A 19,311-nucleotide genomic window follows, 5' to 3' on the forward strand; every position below is an offset into this window, starting at 1 on the left:
TGCTTAAAGGCCGGAAAGGCCAAGGGCGGGATCGATGTCGTCGAGTGCGGTGGCTAATGCCTTGGCCTTGTCGGCGATCTGCTGGCGCTGTGCGGCGCTGACGCTGTCGTAACTGGCGTAGCTGTCATTGAGCTTGAAACCATTGAGCTGGGCATCGAAGGCAGCCAGCGCGCTGTCGATTTTCGGTAACAGGTCGGCGGCAGACTTGGCCAGCAGCGGACGCAGCAGTTCGACAACCTTTCGCGCAGCGTCGAGGTTGCCGGCAAAGCCGTTCAGGTCGCTGTGGCTGTAACGTTCTTCTTCGCCGCTGCCGGCACGGACTTCGCTCATGTTGTTGAGGTTGCGCACCACGATGCTCACCAGTTGTTCCGGTGGCAGCGACTGGGCCAGCAGCTGTTGTTTGAGGCGGGTGACATCGGTCAGCAGGCGCTGGGCGACCGGTGCCAGACCGTCGAGGTCGCGTTGCTGGAACAGCGCGTATTCGAGGCGATGGAAGCCCGTGAAAGCAGGGTCCTGTTCGCGTTTTTCGAAGTAATCGGCACGGGCGTTGATCCCGTTGTCCAGCTCGGCCATGCGCTGGGCAGCAGGGGCCAGCCGTTGATAAGCGGCGCGAGCGGGAATGTACAAGGCTTGAGCCTGGCTCAAGTCTCCGGCTTCGATGGCTTGATCGAGCGCGGAGACGGTCTGGATCAGCGCAGTACCCTGGCTGTTCAGGTACACGCGAAATTCCGACAACGGTCCCACGAAGGCGACCATCGACGGTCTGGCTTTGGCCGCCGCATTCGAAGCCGCCGTCGGCGTTACGTGCAAGGTGCCGCGCGGGTTGCTCAGCAAGCCGCAGGTGATGGCGTAATCGCCGGGCAACAGGTTGGCGTTGATCACCTGGCTCAAGCCTGGCGCGATGTTTTCCCGCTCTTCGATCACCAATACACCGTCGAGGATTTCCCATTCAACGGCACGGTCGGACCGGTTGACGATCCGGAAACTGGCGTGGCCGGCTGGAACGGTCAGCGCATTGGGTTCGCAGCTGTGCGGATCAATGGTCACCAATACTTCGTCGCGGTTGGCCTGGCGTTTGGCGGCGGCCATTTTCGAGGCGTAGTAGAACAGGCCACCGGCAGCGATCATCACGATCACCGAACCGACCACGGCCCAGCGCAAGGCGCGGGGAGGTGAGGCCTGGGGAGAGGCTGAATTTGGCATGATTGTCCTTACTGGCTGGTAAAAACGGGTTGCTAACCCCTGTGGGAGCGAGCCTGCTCGCGAAAAATCCAAAGGCATCGCTGGGGCATCTGGTTTAGCGCGTTATCGTTGACGACCATCGCGAGCAGGCTCGCTCCCACAAGGGCCTGTGTTGGGTGTCGGAGCCGGGAGGAAGAACATCACCAGGGCCACCAGCAGATAGATCAGATACGCGCCCAGGGTGCTGACGGTCGGTGCATCCTGATAACCGAACATCCCGGCCAACACCGAGCCCAACGGGCCGTCCATCGGCAGCGTTGAGCTGATGTCGAAGAGCACGGTTTGCAGGTGATTCCAGACGCCGGCTTCGTGCAGCGCTTGCACGGAATTGGCGAGGATCCCGGCGGCTACCACGAGGATGAACAGGCCGGTCCAGCGAAAGAACGCGCCAAGGTTCAGGCGCATGCTGCCGGTGTAGATCAGGACACCGATGACGATCGCCAGGATCAGGCCGAGCAGGGCACCGACCGGTGCGGCCGGGCCTTCGCTTTGCTGGAACACCGCGAGCAGGAAAAAAACCGTTTCAAGGCCTTCCCGGGCCACGGCGAAAAACACCATGGCAATCAGCGCCGTCACTTGATGTCTGGAGCCGGTCAGTGCCTGATCGAGGGACGCCTGCAACGAATGCTTGATCGAACGCGCCACCTTGCGCATCCAGAACACCATGGAGCTCAAAATGCCGACGGCCAGCAGGCCGACCACGCCTTCAAACAGTTCCTGTTGCTTTTGCGGAAACTCGGCGCTGACCAGTTCCAGGCCGCCGCCGACCAGCAGGGCCAGGGCGGCGGCGAGGAATACGCCGATCCACACGGCGGGCATCCATTGGCCGCGGCCGGTCTGTTTCAAGTAGCTGGCGATGATGCCAACGATCAACGCGGCCTCGATGCCTTCGCGCAGCATGATCAGGAAAGGAACGAGCATTCAGCACCGTGTCGGAAATAGATAGGGTGCTAATTTGTAACATAATGACACTCATTCCCAAATGGGAGTCATTGACATTTACCTGAACCTAAGCTGAACAACCCTGAATATCACAGCGCCCCCCCTGTGGGAGCGAGCCTGCTCGCGAAAGCGGAGCGTCAGACACATTTGTATTGAATGCGAAGCCGCCTTCGCGAGCAGGCTCGTTCCCACAAGGGATCTGCGCAGCGCGGGCGGCTGCGCTAATATGCCCACCACTCAAACAAGCACAGGGCTCGCCTCGCGCAATGTCGGAAAAAGACACCATTTCCATTCAGCTGGTGCGTGAAGCGCTGTTGCAAAGTTGCACCCCCGGCATTACCACCAACGAGGCGTTGAACAAGGTCGGCATCGATCCGTCTCTATTGCTCAGCAATGCTGCGCGGGTGCCGGCCACCGCCTATGCGCGGCTATGGCGCCTGCTGGCGCGGCGTGGGGACGATGAGTTTTTCGGCATGGACCCGCGCAAGCTCAAATCCGGCAGCCTGGCGTTTCTCTGTCGTTGCGCCATGGTCCAGCCGAGCCTGGCGGCGGGTCTCACCAGTGGCCTGGGTTTTCTGTCCTTGATGCTCGAGCGCATGCCTGCCGAACTGGTGCGTCAGCAGAGCCTGGCGGAAATCGTGCTGCTGGAGGATGACCACGAGCCGCGCCGCGCCTTCACCTACTTCACCTACTGGATGATCGTGCACGGTGTCGCGTGCTGGCTGGCCGGGCGGCGCATTCCGATACTGGCCATCGAACTGCGTTGTCCGCAGCCGGATTTCTGCGATGACTATCAGGTGATGTTTTCCGAGAACCTGCGGTTCGACCGGCCACGCACGCGGATGATTTTCTCCGCCGATTGCCTGGATCTGCCAATCAAGCGCACGGAGCAAGAGCTCCAGCGCTTCCTGGCTCAGGCGCCGGCGAACATTCTGGTGAAATATCGCGATCCGCAAAGCCTGGCCAGTCGGATCAAGCATGATCTGCGACAACTGCCTGCCGAACAGTGGCCGGAAACCGAGGCGCTGGCGCAACGCCTGTGCATGTCGGCCTCGACCCTGCGCCGACGACTGGCCGAGGAGGGCCAGACCTACCAGGGGCTCAAGGACAGTGTGCGCAAGGAACTGGCCATTGTCTGGCTGGCAGAGCCGAGTATCAGCTTCGCGGAGATCGCCACGCGACTGGGGTTTGCCGATGCGAGTTCGTTCTACAAAGCGTTTCGCAAGTGGTCGGGGTCCAATCCGGGGCATTACCGCAGTTTGATCCTCAACGAAGCCACCTGATCAGACATTTTGCGTTGACCGGACAGGCCTCATCGCTGGCAAGCCAGCTCCCACAGGATTTGTGTGTTTTCAAAATTGACACATGACCTGTGGGAGCTGGCTTGCCAGCGAAGGGGCCCTCACAGGCACCACATCTCTCAGAACCTTGGCCAAACCAGTCAAGCAACTTGATAACTTTGACCATTGCCCCGCACCCCGCGCAGAGCGAGTATTTCCCTGTTGGTCACGGTTCCCCCAACCCAATAAAAATACAAAGGGATTCTGGCAATGCGCGATTACTTGTCTGCCACAGAACAGTTCAATTATCAGCACACCGTCGACGCCGCGCTCGCCGGCGATTTGACGGCTCTCAATGCCTGCATCGAGTGTTGTGACCGGCATGCATTGCCGGGGCGTATCGCGCTGTTCTGGGAAGGCCGCGATGGCGCCAGCGCGACCTATACCTTCAGCGACCTGCAGGACAAGGCTGCGCGATTCGCCAATTTCCTGCTGGCGCAAGGGGTTAAAAAGGGCGACAAGGTCGCCGGCCTGCTGCCGCGTAACATCGAATTGCTCATCACCGTGTACGCCACCTGGCGCATCGGCGCGGTCTACCAGCCGCTGTTCACCGCCTTCGGCCCGAAAGCCATCGAACACCGCCTCAATTCCTCGGGCGCCAAAGTGGTGGTCACCGACGCGGTCAACCGGCCGAAACTCGCTGAAGTCGCCGATTGCCCGACCATCGTCACCGTCACCGGCCCCAAGGGGCAGGGCATTGTCCGGGGCGATTACAGTTTCTGGGCCGAACTGGCCAACCATTCTCCCGAATGCGAACCGGTGCTGCTGACCGGCGAAGACCCGTTCCTGCTGATGTTCACCTCGGGCACCACCGGTCCGTCGAAAGCGCTGTCGGTGCCGCTCAAGGCCATCGTCGCATTCCAGAGCTACACCCGGGATGCCGTGGATCTGCGCCCGGAGGACGCGTTCTGGAACGTCGCCGATCCGGGTTGGGCCTATGGCATCTATTTCGGCGTGACCGGCCCGATGTCGATGGGGCACCCGATCACCTTCTACGATGGCCCGTTCACCCTCGAAAGCACCTGCCGGGTCATCAACAAATACGGGATCACCAACCTCACCGGCTCGCCCACGGCGTACCGCCTGTTGATTGCCGGCGGCGACGAATTCGCCCGATCGATCAAAGGCAAGTTGCGCATCGTCAGCAGCGCCGGGGAGCCGCTGAACCCGGAAGTGATCCGCTGGTTCGCCGATAACCTTGGGGTGGTCATCCATGACCACTACGGCCAGACCGAACTGGGCATGGTCCTGTGCAACCACCACGGCCTGGAGCACCCGATCCACCTGGGCGCCGCCGGTTTTGCCTCGCCCGGCCATCGCATCGTGGTGCTGGACGATGAGTACCAGGAACTGGGCGTCGGCCAGCCGGGCATTCTGGCCATCGACCGCAGCCAATCGCCGATGTGCTGGTTCGCCGGCTACGAAGGTGCACCGACCAAGGCGTTCGTCGGTCACTACTACTTGAGCGGCGACACCGTCGAGTGGAACCCGGACGGCAGCATCAGTTTCGTGGGCCGCAGCGACGATGTGATCACCACGTCCGGCTACCGCGTCGGCCCGTTCGACGTGGAAAGCGCCTTGATCGAACACCCGGCGGTAGTGGAAGCGGCGGTGGTCGGCAAGCCCGATCCGGAGCGCACCGAACTGGTCAAGGCCTTCGTGGTGCTCAGCCCGCAATACTGCGCGGCGCCGGAACTGGCCGAAGAGCTGCGCCAGCACGTGCGCAAACGCCTGGCGGCGCACTCGTACCCCCGTGAAATCGAATTTGTCAGCGAGTTGCCGAAAACCCCAAGCGGCAAATTGCAGCGCTTTATCTTGCGCAACCAGGAAATCGCCAAGGCTCAAGAGGCCGCGGCGAAGAACGTTTCAGCTTGAATCGAAGGAAACAATGATGCAGATCGAAAACAAGGTTTTTCTCGTTACCGGCGGGGCTTCCGGCCTGGGTGCGGCCACCGCTGAAATGCTGGTGGCCGCCGGTGCCAAGGTGATGCTGGTGGACATGAACGCCGAAGCGGTCGCAGCGCAGGCCCAGCGCCTGGGCGCCCAAAGCGTGGTGGCGGACATCAGCGACGAAGCGGCGGCGCAAGCGGCGGTGCAGGCCACGGTCAAGGCCTTTGGCGGCCTCAATGGCCTGGTTAACTGCGCCGGCATCGTGCGCGGCGAGAAGATCCTCGGCAAGAACGGTCCGCATGCGCTGGCAAGCTTCAGCCAGGTGATCAACGTCAACCTGATCGGCAGCTTCAACATGCTGCGCCTGGCTTCGGCGGCGATTGCCGAAACCGAAGCGGACGCCGGTGGCGAACGCGGCGTGATCATCAACACCGCGTCGGCGGCGGCCTATGACGGGCAGATCGGCCAGGCGGCCTACGCGGCCTCCAAAGGTGCCATCGTCAGCCTGACCTTGCCCGCCGCCCGTGAACTGGCGCGTTTCGGCATCCGCGTGATGACCATCGCCCCGGGCATTTTCGAAACGCCGATGATGGCCGGCATGACCCAGGAAGTGCGCGACTCCCTGGCCGCTGGCGTGCCGTTCCCGCCGCGCCTGGGCAAACCAGCCGAGTACGCTTCGCTGGTAAGGCATATCATTGAAAACAGCATGCTCAATGGCGAGGTGATCCGTCTCGACGGTGCCTTGCGCATGGCGGCTAAATAAGGAGGATTTGTCATGACCATTGCCAATGATCCAATCGTTATCGTCAGCGCTGTCCGCACCCCCATGGGCGGTTTCCAGGGCGACTTGAAAAGCCTGACCGCGCCACAACTCGGTGCCGCCGCGATCAAGGCCGCCGTCGAGCGTGCCGGTGTTGCACCGGACGCCGTCGATGAAGTGCTGTTCGGTTGTGTATTGCCCGCCGGCCTCGGCCAGGCGCCGGCCCGTCAAGCCGCGCTGGGTGCCGGGCTGGACAAGTCGACCCGCTGCACCACGGTGAACAAGATGTGCGGCTCCGGCATGGAAACCACCATGCTGGCCCATGACATGCTGCTGGCCGGCAGCGCCGATGTGGTCATTGCCGGTGGCATGGAAAGCATGTCCAACGCACCCTACCTGCTGGACCGCGCCCGCAGCGGTTACCGCTTGGGGCATGGCAAGGTGCTCGATTCAATGTTCCTCGACGGCCTGGAAGATGCCTACGACAAGGGCCGCCTGATGGGCACCTTCGCCGAAGACTGTGCCGAAACCAACGACTTCAGCCGCGAAGCCCAGGACGCCTTTGCCATCGCCTCGACCACTCGCGCCCAACAGGCGATCAAGGACGGCAGTTTCAAGGACGAAATCGTCCCGCTGACTGTCACCGTCGGCAAGGAACAGGTGGTGATCAGCAACGACGAACAGCCGCCGAAAGCCAAGCTGGACAAGATCGCCTCGCTCAAACCGGCGTTCCGCGATGGCGGCACCGTGACCGCAGCCAACTCCAGTTCGATCTCCGACGGCGCGGCGGCCCTGGTGTTGATGCGCCGTTCCGAAGCAGACAAGCGCGGCCTCAAACCGCTGGCGGTGATTCATGGCCACGCGGCATTTGCCGATACACCGGGCCTGTTCCCGGTGGCACCGGTTGGCGCGATCAAGAAACTGATGAAGAAAACCGGCTGGTCGCTGGATCAGGTCGATCTGGTGGAAGTCAACGAAGCCTTCGCCGTGGTTGGCATGGCCGCGATGACCCACCTGGAAATCCCCCATGAGAAGCTCAACGTGCACGGCGGCGCTTGCGCCCTGGGCCACCCGATCGGTGCCTCCGGCGCGCGGATTCTGGTGACCTTGCTCTCGGCCTTGCGCCAAAAAGGCCTCAAGCGCGGCGTGGCGGCGATCTGCATCGGCGGTGGGGAAGCGACGGCGATGGCCGTGGAATGCCTGTATTAAGGCGAACGCCAATCCCTGTGGGAGCGAGCCTGCTCGCGAAGGCGCCGTGTCAGTCGACAATTTTGTTGAATGGCACACCGCATTCGCGAGCAGGCTCGCTCCTACAGGGTTAATGCTTTAACCCAATTAAGGACTGGTCATGATCCCCAATGACGAACAACTTCAGATCAGCGACGCCGCCCGGCAGTTTGCCCAGGAACGGCTGAAACCCTTCGCCGCCGAATGGGACCGTGAGCACCGCTTCCCCAAGGAAGCCATCGGCGAAATGGCCGAACTGGGCTTTTTCGGCATGTTGGTGCCGGAGCAATGGGGCGGTTGCGACACCGGTTACCTGGCCTATGCCATGGCCCTGGAAGAAATCGCCGCCGGCGACGGCGCCTGCTCGACCATCATGAGCGTGCACAACTCGGTGGGTTGCGTGCCGATCCTCAACTACGGCACCGACGATCAGAAAGAACGCTTCCTCAAGCCCCTGGCCAGCGGCGCGATGCTCGGTGCTTTCGCCTTGACCGAACCCCAGGCCGGTTCCGACGCCAGCGGCCTGAAAACCCGCGCCCGCCTGGAAGGCGATCACTACGTGCTCAACGGTTGCAAACAATTCATCACCTCCGGGCAGAACGCCGGGGTGGTGATTGTGTTCGCCGTCACAGACCCGAGCGCCGGCAAGCGTGGCATCACGGCGCTGATCGTGCCGACCGATTCACCGGGCTACAAAGTCGCCCGGGTCGAGGACAAGCTCGGCCAGCACGCCTCCGACACTTGCCAGATCCTCTTTGAAGACGTCAAAGTCCCTGTGGCCAACCGCCTGGGCGAAGAGGGCGAAGGCTACAGGATCGCCCTGGCCAACCTCGAAGGCGGCCGCGTCGGCATTGCCTCGCAATCGGTGGGCATGGCCCGTGCGGCGTTCGAAGCCGCCCGCGACTACGCCCGTGAACGCGAGAGCTTCGGCAAGCCGATCATCGAACATCAGGCAGTCGCATTCCGCCTGGCGGACATGGCCACCCAGATCGCCGTGGCCCGGCAGATGGTGCATTACGCCGCCGCCCTGCGTGACAGCGGCAAGCCGGCTTTGGTCGAAGCATCGATGGCCAAGCTGTTCGCCTCGGAAATGGCCGAAAAGGTCTGCTCCTCGGCATTGCAAACCCTCGGCGGCTACGGTTACCTGAACGACTTCCCGCTGGAGCGGATCTACCGCGACGTGCGGGTTTGCCAGATCTACGAAGGCACCAGCGATATTCAGCGCATGGTCATTTCGCGCAATCTTTGAATAGGAGTGAATGTGTGAACTACGAAACGATTCTGTTGGAAACCCACGGCCGCGTAGGCCTGATCACCCTCAACCGTCCGCAGGCACTCAACGCGTTGAACGCGCAGATCGTCAGCGAACTGAACCACGCCCTCGATGGCCTGGAGAAGGACTCGAACATCGGCTGCATCGTGCTGACCGGCTCGAAAAAAGCCTTCGCCGCCGGTGCCGACATCAAGGAAATGGCCGAGCTGACCTACCCGCAGATCTACCTCGACGACCTGTTCAGCGATAGCGATCGCGTGGCCAATCGCCGCAAGCCGATCATTGCCGCGGTCAACGGTTTCGCCCTGGGTGGCGGCTGTGAGCTGGCGCTGATGTGCGATTTCATTCTGGCTGGCGACAACGCCAAATTCGGCCAGCCGGAAATCAACCTCGGCGTGCTGCCGGGCATGGGCGGCACCCAGCGCCTGACCCGCGCCGTGGGCAAGGCCAAGGCCATGGAAATGTGCCTGAGCGGGCGCCTGATCGATGCGGTGGAAGCGGAGCGTTGCGGGATCGTCGCGCGCATCGTGCCGAGTGATGAGCTGCTGGATGAAGCGCTGAAAGTCGCGGCGTTGATCGCCAAGAAGTCCTTGCCGATTGCAATGATGGTCAAGGAAAGCGTCAACCGTGCCTTTGAAGTGAGCCTGTCCGAAGGCGTGCGCTTCGAGCGTCGGGTGTTCCATGCGGCGTTTGCGACCCAGGATCAGAAAGAAGGGATGGCGGCGTTCGTTGCCAAGCGTGAGGCGGAGTTCCAAGGCAAGTGATATAGCGTCTTCACGGACGTCTTCGCGAGCAGGCTCGCTCCCACAGTAGATCTGAGTGCTAATGAGATCCTCTGTGGGAGCGAGCCTGCTCGCGTAGCTTTTAGGACCTGCAAACTCAGCTATTCTTGACGACTTTCGTGAACCAAATCACCGGAGGTCGACATGCGCATCGGATTCATCGGGCTGGGTTCCATGGGTAAAGGCATGGCAGCCAATCTACTCAAGGCTGGTCATCAGGTGCTGGTATGGAACCGCAGTCAAGGCGCGGTCGAGACGCTGGTGAAACAGGGCGCCGTCGCTCTCAAACACCCGGGCGAGGCATTCGATGCCGAAGTCGTGATCAGCATGCTCGCCGATGACGCCGTGACCCGCAGCATCCTGATCGACAGCGGTGCCCTGGCTTCGAGCAAGCCGGGTCTGATTCACTTGAGCATGGCCACACTGTCGGTGGCGTTCATTCGGGAGATGGTCGAGGCGCACGCCAGCGCGGGGGTCCAGTTGATTGCCGCGCCAGTGTTCGGGCGCAATGATCTGGCCGAATCCGGCATGCTCAATATCGCCGTCGCCGGTCCTCAAGCGGCCATTGCCAAGGTTCAGCCATTGCTGGACGTACTCGGGCAGAAAACCTGGCCCATGGGCGAAGACCCACTCAATGCCGGCATTCTCAAAATCGCCACCAACATGATGCTGATCAGTGCCATCGAAGCCACCGGTGAAGCGATGGCGTTGACGCAAAGTTATGGCGTGGCCAATACCGATTTTGTCGATTTCATTACCAGCACATTGTTCGCGGCACCGGCCTACAAGGTCTATGGGCCGAAGATCGCCCGGCGTGAAACCGAGGGGGCGGGGTTCACGTTACGTCTGGGTCTGAAGGATGTGGGGTTGGCGTTGAAAGCCGGGGAGCCGAATCACGTGCCGCTGCCGTTTGCCAGTGTGTTGCGCGATAACCTGCTGGATGCGGTGGCGCTGGGCGAGGGGGAGAGCGATCTGGCGGCGCTGGGGGTGAGGGCGATCAAGCGTTCCGGACAGGGTTAAGTGATGAGGGGTATTCGATGACGCCTTCGCGAGCAGGCTCGCTCCCACATGAGATCTCATGCACACTGAAGATCCTTTGTGGGAGCGAGCCTGCTCGCGAAGCCTTTAAATCTTCAAACCAGATAGTTTTTCAGTTCGCGGGCAATCACCATCCGCTGAATCTCGCTCGACCCCTCGTAAATCTGCGTGATCCGCGCATCCCGGTAGTAACGCTCCACCGGATAATCTTCCAGATACCCATAGCCGCCATGAATCTGTATCGCTGACGAGCAGACCTTCTCGGCCATTTCCGACGCGAACAGCTTGGCCTGCGAAGCCTCCGACAGGCAGGGCTGGCCGGCACTGCGCAGACGCGCGGCATGCAGGATCATCAGCCGTGCGGCGTTGAGTTGCATGTGCATGTCCGCCAGCAGGTTGGCGATGCTCTGGTGCTCGATGATCGGCTTGCCGAACTGCACGCGATCGCGGGCGTAGGCCAGCGCGGCTTCGAACGCCGCACGGGCAATGCCCAGCGCCTGGGCGGCGATGCCGATGCGGCCGCCTTCGAGGTTGGACAGGGCGATGGCCAGGCCTTTGCCGCGTTCACCCAGCAGGTTGGCCTCGGGGACGGTGCAGTCGTTCAGCGTCACCGCGCAGGTATCGGAAGCGCGGATGCCCATCTTGTGTTCGCTGCGGTCCACGGTGAAGCCGGGGGTACTGGTGGGCACCAGGAACGCCGAAATGCCACGCTTGCCGAGATCCGGGTCGGTCACGGCAAACACGATCGCCAGTTTTGCCCGTTTGCCGTTGCTGACAAACTGCTTGGCGCCGTTGATCACCCACTGGCCGTCGCGCAGTTCGGCGCGGGTACGCAGGTTGTGCGCTTCGGAACCGGCCTGGGGCTCGGTCAGGCAGAAGCAACCGATGGCCTGGCCGCTGGCCAGATCCGCCAGCCAGGTCTGCTTCTGTTCTTCAGTGCCGTAGTTGAGCACCGGCCCACAGCCCACCGAGTTGTGGATGCTCATCATCGCGCCAGTGGCGCCGTCGCCGGCGGAGATTTCCTCCACCGCCAGGGCATAGGCGACGTAATCGACGTAGGTGCCGCCCCATTCCTCGGGCACCACCATGCCCAGCAGGCCGAGTTCGCCCATCTTCGCCACCAGCGCGTCGTCGATCCAGCCGGCCTTTTCCCAGGCCTGGGCATGGGGGGCGATTTCACCGCGGGCAAAGTCCCGGGCCATGTCGCGGATCATGACTTGCTCTTCGCTCAATTCGATATCGTGCATGGCTCAGCTCCCGGTCTGGTCAAACCCGTTGAAGAAACTCGCCACGTGTCCGGCGTCCAACGCCTGGAGGGTGGGCGGATTCCAGCGCGGGTTCTTGTCTTTGTCGATCAGCAAGGCGCGCACGCCTTCGATCAGGTCGCCGCGCTCGAACCACTGGCGGTCCAGGTGCAGCTCAAGGGCGAAGCATTGTTCAAGGCTCAAGTGCCGACCGCGTCGCAGCATCTCCAGCGTCACGCCCATGGCCAGCGGCGAACGGGTTTGCAGCAGGTCGGCGGTGGTGGTGGCCCACACATGGCTGTCGGCGACCGTTACTTCCCGCAATTGCTCAACAATACTCGGCACATCAGGCAAGGCGAAGAAGTGGTCGATGGCCGGGCGCAGCGCGAGCAACGGGGCGTCAGGCAGCTGTTGCACGGCGAGTGTCGCCAGCACGCCTTGCAGGTCTTTGAGCGGTGTGTCGTGCCATTGCAGCTGATCGAGTTTTTCGTCCAGCGCGGCCAGCTTGCTGCTGTCCAGATACCAGTCGGCCAGGCCGCAATACAAGGCATCGGCCGCGCGGATCTGCACGCCGCTGACACCCAGGTATATCCCCAGTTCGCCGGGAATGCGCGGCAGGAAGTAACTGCCACCGACGTCCGGGAAGTAACCGATACCCACTTCCGGCATCGCCAGGCGGCTCTTTTCGGTGACTACCCGCAGATCGGCGCCCTGTACCAGACCCATGCCGCCGCCCAGGACAAAGCCGTCCATCAATGCCAGGACCGGTTTGCGGTAGTGATGAATCGCGAGGTCGAGGGCATATTCCTCGACGAAGAAATCTTCGTGCAGCGTGCCGCCGCTTTTGAAGCTGTCATGCAGCGAACGAATGTCGCCACCGGCGCAGAATGCTTTTTCGCCGGCACCGCGCAGGACCACCGCATGCACCTGCGGGTCCTGGGCCCAGGCATCGAGCTGACGGTGCAGGCTGCGGACCATGTCCAGGGTCAGGGCGTTGAGGCCGGCGGGGCGGTTGAGGGTCAAATGACCGACGTGGTTGCGAACTTCGGCCAGCACTTCGTTTTGTGTGGCATCCATGGACGTGGTCCCCGGAGAAGAAACCTGAGCAGTCATCAGTAACTCCCTGCTTTTATTGTTCTTTATAGACAAGCTCGCGCGCGAGCGATGCTGGATCGTAACAGTGCAAATTTGCCGTGTACAACCCGGATAACTGCAGGTTGGCTGTGCATTTTTGCAGTTGAGAACGGAAGGGGCCTGGGTTACGCGCCCCTTGTAGGAGCCGGCTTGCTGGCGAAGACCAGGGGCCAGTCAACAATGCGGTGCCTGACCCACCGCCATCGCCAGCAAGCCGGCTCCTACAGGGGATGCGCGGCAATCGGCGACAGAATCGGCTGTGAGCAGCCTGTGTTCAGCGCAGTTGCGCTGTTTTAACGCCGGCTTACGACACCCGCGCCGTTCCGGCAATTGGCATCCTGACGGTCCGTTTAAAGCGCTTGTTGCACTGCGCTGGAGATGGACTTCACATCCGGCGACTGGCTTGAACCGGTCGAAAACAACAACACATACGGCTGCGGTTTACACCGCATCGACTCTCTGCCCCTGTAAAAAAGTGTGGTTCGGCGCAGTCGCCGGATCGCGATAAATCAAAATAATCCGGGACTCAAGAAGATGAACATCAAATGGCTGACTTTGCCGGCACTCGCGTTGCTGTGCTGCACCACCGGCGCGAGCGCCAAGGAATGGAAGGAATTGCGATTTGGCGTCAATCCGAGCTACCCACCCTTTGAATCCACCACGGCCGATGGCGGCGTGCAGGGTTTCGGCGTGGATTTGGGCAATGCGATTTGTGCCGAGCTGAAGCTCACCTGTGTTTGGGTCAGCAACGATTTCGACGGATTGATTCCGGGGCTCAAGGCCGGGAAGTTCGACGCCATCGAGTCCTCGATGACCGTGACCGATGCACGCAAAAAACAGATCGATTTCACCGATCGCCTGTACGCCGGGCCGACCGCCATCGTCACCCGCAAGGACTCCGGCCTGTTGCCCACCGCCGAGTCGCTGCGCGGCAAGACCATCGGCTACATGCAAGGCACGATTCAGGAAACCTACGCCAAGGCCAAACTGGGACCGGGCGGGGTGAAGTTGCGCGCGTATCAGAATCAGGATCAGGTCTACGCCGACTTGGTGTATGGCCGTCTCGATGCGTCGATCCAGGACAAGCTGCAAGCGCAGATGAGCTTCCTGACCTCGCCACAAGGGGCCGGTTTCCAGAACAGCGAAGGCATCAGTGACCCGCTGGTGCCGTCGGAAATCGCCATTGGCGTGCGCAAGGACAACGAAGAACTCAAAGGCATGCTCAATGCCGCCATCAAGGCCCTGCATGACAAGGGTATCTACGCACAGATCCAGCAGAAGCATTTCGGCGATCTGGACCTCTACAACAACTGATCCTCGCCCCCCTGTCGCTGTGTCGCAGCGACAGGGGGGGCATCAAGACAGGTGACTGGCGTGAATTCCTTCCTGAATGTTCTGGGGGTCGATCTTTCGGCCCTGCAAGGCTATGGCCCTTTGTTGCTGCACGGCACCTGGGTCACCCTCAAACTGTCGGCGCTTGCGCTATTGGTGAGCATGGCACTGGGGTTGCTCGGTGCGGCGGCCAAGTTGTCGCCGCTCAAACTGCTCAACCTGCCGGCGACCTTCTACACGACGCTGATCCGCGGCGTGCCGGACCTGGTGTTGATGCTGCTGATTTTCTACAGCCTGCAAGGCTGGCTGAGCGCCCTGACCGAGACCATGGGCTGGCCTTACATGGAGATCGACCCGTTTGTGGCCGGCATTGTCACCCTCGGTTTTATCTATGGCGCGTATTTCACCGAGACCTTTCGCGGGGCGATCCTGAGTGTGCCGCGCGGGCAACAGGAAGCCGCCGCGTGTTTTGGCCTCAATCGCTGGCAGCGTTTTCGTTTCGTGGTATTCCCGCAAATGATGCGTTTCGCCTTGCCTAGCCTGGGCAACAACTGGCTGGTGCTGCTCAAGGCCACGGCGCTGGTGTCGATCATCGGACTGTCGGACCTGGTTAAGGTGGCCCAGGAGGCCGGCAAAAGCACGTTCAATATGCTTGATTTTCTGCTGCTGGCCGCAGCCCTCTACCTGCTGATCACCAGTGCGTCGAACTCTGTGTTGCGGGTGCTGGAGCGACGCTACAACCAGGGCGTGCGGGGGATGGCGCGATGATCGAGTTGATTGCCGAATACTGGAAACCCTTTCTGTTCAGCGACGGCGAAACCCTGACCGGGCTGGCCATGACGTTGTGGTTGCTGGTGGCGAGCATCGCGATGGGGTTTGTCTTGTCATTGCCCCTGGCGATCCTGCGGGTTTCGCGTTGGGGTCTGTTGCGCTGGCCGGTTCAGCTGTTCACCTATGTGTTTCGCGGCACGCCGTTGTATATCCAGCTGCTGATTTGCTACAGCGGGATATACGGCATTGCCGTGGTGCGCTCGCAGCCATTGCTCGAAGCGTTTTTCCGCGACGCGATGAATTGCACCTTGCTGGCATTCACCCTCAACACCTGCGCTTACACCGTGGAAATTTTCGCCGGGGCGATCCGCAGCATTCCCTACGGTGAAATCGAAGCGGCGCATGCCTACGGCCTGAGTGGCTGGCGCCTGTATCTGCAGCTGATCCTGCCCTCGGCATTGCGCCGCGCGCTGCCGTATTACAGCAACGAAGTGATCCTGATGCTGCACGCGACTTCGGTGGCGTTTACCGCAACGATTCCGGACATTTTGAAAATCGCCCGGGATGCCAATGCCGCGACCTTCATGACCTTTCAGGCCTTCGGCATTGCCGGCCTGCTGTACCTCGGGCTGTCGTTCGGGCTGGTCGCGGCGTTCCGCCTGGCGGAGAAGCGCTGGCTGAGTTTTCTCGGCCCGACCCACTGACTTTCATTCTTCAATCCAGAGCGGCGCCCAGCAGGCAGCCGCTCCAGGAGCACTCGCATGTACAAACTCACGGTTGAAAATCTGTATAAACGTTTTGGTGACAATGAAGTGCTCAAGGGCGTCTCGTTGAACGCACGCGCTGGGGACGTGGTGAGCATGATCGGCGCCAGTGGTTCGGGTAAAAGCACCATGCTGCGCTGTATCAATTTTCTGGAGCGTGCTGATGAAGGTGCCATTGCACTGGATGGCGAGCGGGTGCTTACGCGTCAGGGTGTCGGTGGCATGCGCGTGGCCAACCCCAGGCAGTTGCAGCGTTTGCGCACGCGATTGGCAATGGTGTTCCAGCATTTCAATCTGTGGAGCCACCTGACCGTGCTGGAAAACATCGTATTGGCGCCCTGTCGGGTGCTGGGGATGAGTCGCAAGGCTGCTGAAGAGAGTGCGCGGGCCTATCTGGACAAGGTCGGTTTGCCGCAACGGGTCGCCGATCAGTACCCGGCGTTCCTGTCCGGCGGTCAACAGCAACGGGTGGCGATTGCCCGGGCGCTGGCGGTGGAACCGGAAATCCTGTTGTTCGACGAGCCGACCTCCGCGCTTGATCCGGAACTGGTGGGTGAAGTGCTGAAGGTGATCCAGGCACTGGCCGAAGAAGGCCGGACCATGCTGATGGTGACCCATGAAATGGGCTTTGCCCGGCAGGTCTCCAGCCAGGTGTTGTTCTTGCATCAGGGCCGGGTCGAGGAGCAGGGTGACGCATTGATCCTTGACCAGCCCAAGAGTGAACGTTTACAGCAATTCCTATCGGGTCGTTTGAAGTGAGGCAAGACATACATGGCGGATATCCGCGATCTGTCGATTGTGCTTGATCGTATCGATCAGGCCATCATCGAAGTGTTGCGCCACGAAGGGCGCATCACTTATCAAAAGCTGTCCGAACGCGTGCACCTGACGCCCAGACCCTGTCTGGAACGGGTGCGTAAACTCGAACAGCTCGGGGTCATTCGCGGGTATGGCGCGATTCTCGATGAGAAAAAACTGACGCCCGGGCTGTCGCTGCTGGTGTTGGTCGCGCTGTCGAACCAGAGCGGGCGTGCCGCGCAAAAAGCCTTCGAGGCCAAGGTCCGTGCTTGCCCGCAAGTGCTGGAATGCCGGTTGATTAGCGGCGCGTTCGACTACAGCCTGCGCATGCGTTGCCGGGACATGGAACATTACCGGGTGCTGACCGAAGTCTGGTTCGACGACCCGGATTTGCACATCGACAAACTGGTCAGCCACCCGGAACTGGCGATGGTCAAGACCACGATGGAATAGCAACTTGTGGGAGCGAGCCTGCTCGCGAAAGCGGTGTGTCAGTCGACATTGATGTTTGATGACACTCCGCCTTCGCGAGCAGGCTCGCTCCCACAGTTGATGTGTGTTGTTCGCCGAATCGGCTGAACGGGCCAGCATCTTCAGCCGTTTCGATCACCGTCAAAGCCGTTATCAACCGGGTTTTTCCCGTCTCGAAACAGACAATGAGCCTCTCTCAACCCTCATTGAATCTGTGCCCATGCAAACCACCAATACTGTTTTGATGATTCGCCCGACACGTTTTTCCTTCAATCAGGACACGGCGGCAAACAACCGCTTCCAGCGCCCGGCCGCGGTGTCCGAAGACGTGCAGCTCAAGGCCCTGCTAGAGTTCGACGGCTACGTCACTGCGCTGCGCAGCCATGGCGTTGAAGTCCTGGTTCACAACGACCTTGAAGCGCCGCATACCCCGGACTCGATCTTTCCCAACAACTGGTGGAGCAGCCATCCCGATGGCACGTTGGTGTTGTACCCGATGCAGGGTCATAACCGACGCCTGGAGCGGGACAAAGGTGTACTGGACCGATTGCGGGACGAATACAGGGTTGAACGGCTGCTGGATCTATCCAGCCTCGAACAGCAGGACGTGTTCCTCGAAGGCACCGGCAGCATGGTGCTGGACCGGCAACAGCGGATTTGCTACGCCGGCTATTCCACCCGCACCCACGCCCGGGCACTGGATCAGGTGGTCGATCATTTGGGCTACGAGCTCTGCGCATTTAACGCGGTTGACCGCCAGGGCGTGGCGATTTACCACACCAACGTGATGATGAGCGTTGGCACGCGCCTGGCCGTGGCCTGCCTGGCATCGGTGGCTGACCCCGACGAACGCCAGGCACTGCGCGCGCGCCTGGAAGACAGCGGCAAGCAGGTGATCGCCCTGGACTGGGCGCAACTGGAGTCCTTCGCCGGCAATATGCTCGAAGTGCACAACGCCGCGGGCGAACCGGTGCTGGTGATGTCACGCACGGCCTGGCATTCGCTGAATGCCGGCCAGCGTCGGTTGATCGAAGCCCACACCACACCGTTGCCGGTGACTATCGACACCATCGAGCGTATCGGCGGTGGCAGCGCCCGCTGCATGTTGGCCGAGGTCTTTCTGCCCAGGCATCCGGCTGCCAGGGAGCAAGTGCGATGATCGTCCGTCCCGCTGCACCGGCAGATTTGCCGGCATTGTTAGCCCTTGCCCATAGCGCTGGGGCGGGTTTGACCACTTTGCCGGCCGACGCGGCGCGTTTGCGTCAGCGTCTGGAGTGGGCGCAGAAAACCTTTGCGGGCGAAGCCGAACGCGCCGACGCCGACTACTTGTTTGTGCTGGAGAACGACCAGCAAGAGGCGATCGGTATTTGTGCGCTGGCCGGTGCCGTCGGCCTGCGTGAGCCCTGGTACAACTATCGGCTGGGTTTGTTTGTCGCCGCGTCGAAAAACCTCGGGATCAACCAGCAGTTGCCGACGCTGTTCCTTGGCAACGACATGACGGGCCATTCCGAGCTGTGTTCACTGTTTCTACACGCCGATCATCGCAGTGGACTCAATGGTCGTTTGTTGTCGAAGGCGCGGTTCCTGTTCCTGGCGGAGTTTCGTCAGCACTTCGGTGACAAGGTCATCGCCGAAATGCGCGGCTATTCAGACGCCCAAGGTGTTTCTCCGTTCTGGGAGGGATTGGGGCGGCACTTCTTCAAAATGGACTTCGCCGATGCCGACTACCTGACCGGACTGGGCAACAAGACCTTCATCGCGGAGTTGATGCCCAAATTTCCGCTGCCGACCTGCCTGTTGCCGGAGGCTGCGCGGTCGGTCATCGGCCGGGTTCATCCCAACACCGAACCGGCGCTGGGCATGCTCCAGGCTGAAGGGTTCGAGCATCGCGATTACATCGACATCTTCGACGGTGGTCCGTTGATTGAATGCGCCACCGGGGATATTCGAGCGGTGCGTGACAGCCAGGTGCTGCAACTGAGCATCGGTACACCGGGGGAACAGGCAGCGACTTACCTGATTCATAACCGCCTGTTTGCCAAGTGCCGGATTACCGCGGCACCGGCGCGGGTGGCTGCAGGAACGCTGATTGTTGACGCTCAAACCGCGAAAGAGTTGGGGGTGGGTGTGGGAGATTCGGTCAGGGCAGTGAGCCTGGCGGTGCCTGCCCGGCAATTGTCTGCGGCCTGAAGGATTTGAACCTGCATTGAACCTGTAGGAGCCGGCTTGCTGGCGATAGCGGTGTATCAGTCACTGCATTGTTGACTGGACTGCCGTCTTCGCCAGCAAGCCGGCTCCTACAG

The 19,311-nt window shown here is 61.3% G+C and carries 18 protein-coding genes; 14 read left to right on the forward strand and 4 right to left on the reverse strand.

The annotated features are described in order from the left end of the window. Positions 1–3 precede the first annotated feature (3 nt). On the reverse strand, positions 4–1,203 hold the full coding sequence (gene efeO / locus LAB08_RS13660) for an iron uptake system protein EfeO (RefSeq protein WP_096511699.1): 1,200 nt from the start codon (positions 1,201–1,203) through the stop codon (positions 4–6). Positions 1,204–1,305: 102 nt separating this feature from the next. After that, complete coding sequence (gene efeU, locus LAB08_RS13665; protein WP_096511698.1) at positions 1,306–2,163, reverse strand: iron uptake transporter permease EfeU; 858 nt, start codon at positions 2,161–2,163, stop codon at positions 1,306–1,308. Positions 2,164–2,450: 287 nt separating this feature from the next. On the opposite strand from efeU, the gene LAB08_RS13670 reads away from it, so the two are divergent. The 7 genes from LAB08_RS13670 (at position 2,451) to LAB08_RS13700 (ending at position 10,476) form a co-directional block, all read left to right on the forward strand. Continuing rightward, on the forward strand, positions 2,451–3,467 hold the full coding sequence (locus LAB08_RS13670) for an AraC family transcriptional regulator (protein WP_096511697.1): 1,017 nt from the start codon (positions 2,451–2,453) through the stop codon (positions 3,465–3,467). 267 nt (positions 3,468–3,734) lie between these two features. Beyond that, entirely contained in the window at positions 3,735–5,399 is a 1,665-nt protein-coding gene (locus tag LAB08_RS13675) for an AMP-binding protein (RefSeq protein WP_096511696.1), read from the forward strand. 16 nt (positions 5,400–5,415) lie between these two features. Continuing rightward, positions 5,416–6,177: an SDR family NAD(P)-dependent oxidoreductase gene (locus tag LAB08_RS13680; protein WP_096511695.1), complete on the forward strand. Its 762-nt coding sequence runs from the start codon at positions 5,416–5,418 to the stop codon at positions 6,175–6,177. A gap of 12 nt (positions 6,178–6,189) precedes the next feature. Continuing rightward, positions 6,190–7,383, forward strand: coding sequence for an acetyl-CoA C-acyltransferase (locus LAB08_RS13685; protein ID WP_096511694.1), 1,194 nt, complete (start codon positions 6,190–6,192; stop codon positions 7,381–7,383). Between the two features lie 139 nt (positions 7,384–7,522). Further along, on the forward strand, positions 7,523–8,650 hold the full coding sequence (locus LAB08_RS13690; RefSeq protein WP_096511693.1) for an acyl-CoA dehydrogenase: 1,128 nt from the start codon (positions 7,523–7,525) through the stop codon (positions 8,648–8,650). 14 nt (positions 8,651–8,664) lie between these two features. After that, the gene (locus LAB08_RS13695) at positions 8,665–9,438 is read left to right on the forward strand and encodes an enoyl-CoA hydratase (RefSeq protein WP_096511692.1); all 774 of its coding nucleotides are present in this window, start codon (positions 8,665–8,667) and stop codon (positions 9,436–9,438) included. A 162-nt stretch (positions 9,439–9,600) separates the two neighbouring features. Next, positions 9,601–10,476 carry an NAD(P)-dependent oxidoreductase gene (locus LAB08_RS13700; protein ID WP_096511691.1) on the forward strand — a complete coding sequence of 292 codons (876 nt, stop codon included), beginning with the start codon at positions 9,601–9,603 and terminating at the stop codon, positions 10,474–10,476. 113 nt (positions 10,477–10,589) lie between these two features. Here the strand turns inward: LAB08_RS13700 and LAB08_RS13705 are convergent, their stop codons facing one another. Then, positions 10,590–11,741 (reverse strand): acyl-CoA dehydrogenase family protein, encoded by a 1,152-nt coding sequence (locus LAB08_RS13705; RefSeq protein WP_096511690.1) that lies wholly within the window; start codon positions 11,739–11,741, stop codon positions 10,590–10,592. Positions 11,742–11,744: 3 nt separating this feature from the next. Next, positions 11,745–12,851 (reverse strand): enoyl-CoA hydratase/isomerase family protein, encoded by a 1,107-nt coding sequence (locus LAB08_RS13710; protein ID WP_096511689.1) that lies wholly within the window; start codon positions 12,849–12,851, stop codon positions 11,745–11,747. A gap of 555 nt (positions 12,852–13,406) precedes the next feature. Here LAB08_RS13710 and LAB08_RS13715 point away from each other — a divergent pair. The 7 genes from LAB08_RS13715 to astA all read left to right on the forward strand — a co-directional run bounded on the left by LAB08_RS13715 (position 13,407) and on the right by astA (position 19,198). Continuing rightward, entirely contained in the window at positions 13,407–14,186 is a 780-nt protein-coding gene (locus LAB08_RS13715; protein WP_096511688.1) for a transporter substrate-binding domain-containing protein, read from the forward strand. A 60-nt stretch (positions 14,187–14,246) separates the two neighbouring features. Next, the gene (locus LAB08_RS13720; RefSeq protein ID WP_096511687.1) at positions 14,247–14,972 is read left to right on the forward strand and encodes an ABC transporter permease; all 726 of its coding nucleotides are present in this window, start codon (positions 14,247–14,249) and stop codon (positions 14,970–14,972) included. After that, a complete protein-coding gene (locus LAB08_RS13725) occupies positions 14,969–15,679 on the forward strand; it encodes an ABC transporter permease (RefSeq protein WP_096511686.1) in 711 nt (236 codons plus the stop codon). The genes LAB08_RS13720 and LAB08_RS13725 overlap by 4 nt, the downstream gene beginning before the upstream one ends. A gap of 57 nt (positions 15,680–15,736) precedes the next feature. After that, positions 15,737–16,498 carry an ABC transporter ATP-binding protein gene (locus tag LAB08_RS13730; protein ID WP_096511685.1) on the forward strand — a complete coding sequence of 254 codons (762 nt, stop codon included), beginning with the start codon at positions 15,737–15,739 and terminating at the stop codon, positions 16,496–16,498. A 12-nt stretch (positions 16,499–16,510) separates the two neighbouring features. Then, positions 16,511–16,990: an Lrp/AsnC family transcriptional regulator gene (locus LAB08_RS13735; protein ID WP_007974731.1), complete on the forward strand. Its 480-nt coding sequence runs from the start codon at positions 16,511–16,513 to the stop codon at positions 16,988–16,990. A 238-nt stretch (positions 16,991–17,228) separates the two neighbouring features. Further along, positions 17,229–18,167, forward strand: coding sequence for a citrulline utilization hydrolase CtlX (gene ctlX, locus LAB08_RS13740; RefSeq protein ID WP_096515405.1), 939 nt, complete (start codon positions 17,229–17,231; stop codon positions 18,165–18,167). Beyond that, positions 18,164–19,198, forward strand: a complete 1,035-nt coding sequence (gene astA, locus LAB08_RS13745) for an arginine N-succinyltransferase (RefSeq protein ID WP_096511684.1) — start codon at positions 18,164–18,166, stop codon at positions 19,196–19,198. Before ctlX ends, astA begins: the two co-directional genes overlap by 4 nt. The last annotated feature ends 113 nt before the right edge of the window (positions 19,199–19,311 follow it).

Origin of the sequence: Pseudomonas izuensis (genome assembly GCF_002356535.2) — a bacterium.
GTDB classification, from domain to species: Bacteria; Pseudomonadota; Gammaproteobacteria; order Pseudomonadales; family Pseudomonadaceae; genus Aquipseudomonas; species Aquipseudomonas izuensis.

Excerpts from the sequence above, each read along its gene's own strand:
- efeO (WP_096511699.1), bottom strand. The coding sequence starts at position 1,203 with ATGCCAAATTCAGCCTCTCCCCAGGCCTCACCTCCCCGCGCCTTGCGC.
- efeU (WP_096511698.1), bottom strand. The coding sequence starts at position 2,163 with ATGCTCGTTCCTTTCCTGATCATGCTGCGCGAAGGCATCGAGGCCGCG.
- LAB08_RS13670 (WP_096511697.1), top strand. The coding sequence starts at position 2,451 with ATGTCGGAAAAAGACACCATTTCCATTCAGCTGGTGCGTGAAGCGCTG.
- LAB08_RS13675 (WP_096511696.1), top strand. The coding sequence starts at position 3,735 with ATGCGCGATTACTTGTCTGCCACAGAACAGTTCAATTATCAGCACACC.
- LAB08_RS13680 (WP_096511695.1), top strand. The coding sequence starts at position 5,416 with ATGCAGATCGAAAACAAGGTTTTTCTCGTTACCGGCGGGGCTTCCGGC.
- LAB08_RS13685 (WP_096511694.1), top strand. The coding sequence starts at position 6,190 with ATGACCATTGCCAATGATCCAATCGTTATCGTCAGCGCTGTCCGCACC.
- LAB08_RS13690 (WP_096511693.1), top strand. The coding sequence starts at position 7,523 with ATGATCCCCAATGACGAACAACTTCAGATCAGCGACGCCGCCCGGCAG.
- LAB08_RS13700 (WP_096511691.1), top strand. The coding sequence starts at position 9,601 with ATGCGCATCGGATTCATCGGGCTGGGTTCCATGGGTAAAGGCATGGCA.
- LAB08_RS13705 (WP_096511690.1), bottom strand. The coding sequence starts at position 11,741 with ATGCACGATATCGAATTGAGCGAAGAGCAAGTCATGATCCGCGACATG.
- LAB08_RS13710 (WP_096511689.1), bottom strand. The coding sequence starts at position 12,851 with ATGACTGCTCAGGTTTCTTCTCCGGGGACCACGTCCATGGATGCCACA.
- LAB08_RS13715 (WP_096511688.1), top strand. The coding sequence starts at position 13,407 with ATGAACATCAAATGGCTGACTTTGCCGGCACTCGCGTTGCTGTGCTGC.
- LAB08_RS13725 (WP_096511686.1), top strand. The coding sequence starts at position 14,969 with ATGATCGAGTTGATTGCCGAATACTGGAAACCCTTTCTGTTCAGCGAC.
- LAB08_RS13730 (WP_096511685.1), top strand. The coding sequence starts at position 15,737 with ATGTACAAACTCACGGTTGAAAATCTGTATAAACGTTTTGGTGACAAT.
- LAB08_RS13735 (WP_007974731.1), top strand. The coding sequence starts at position 16,511 with ATGGCGGATATCCGCGATCTGTCGATTGTGCTTGATCGTATCGATCAG.
- ctlX (WP_096515405.1), top strand. The coding sequence starts at position 17,229 with ATGCAAACCACCAATACTGTTTTGATGATTCGCCCGACACGTTTTTCC.
- astA (WP_096511684.1), top strand. The coding sequence starts at position 18,164 with ATGATCGTCCGTCCCGCTGCACCGGCAGATTTGCCGGCATTGTTAGCC.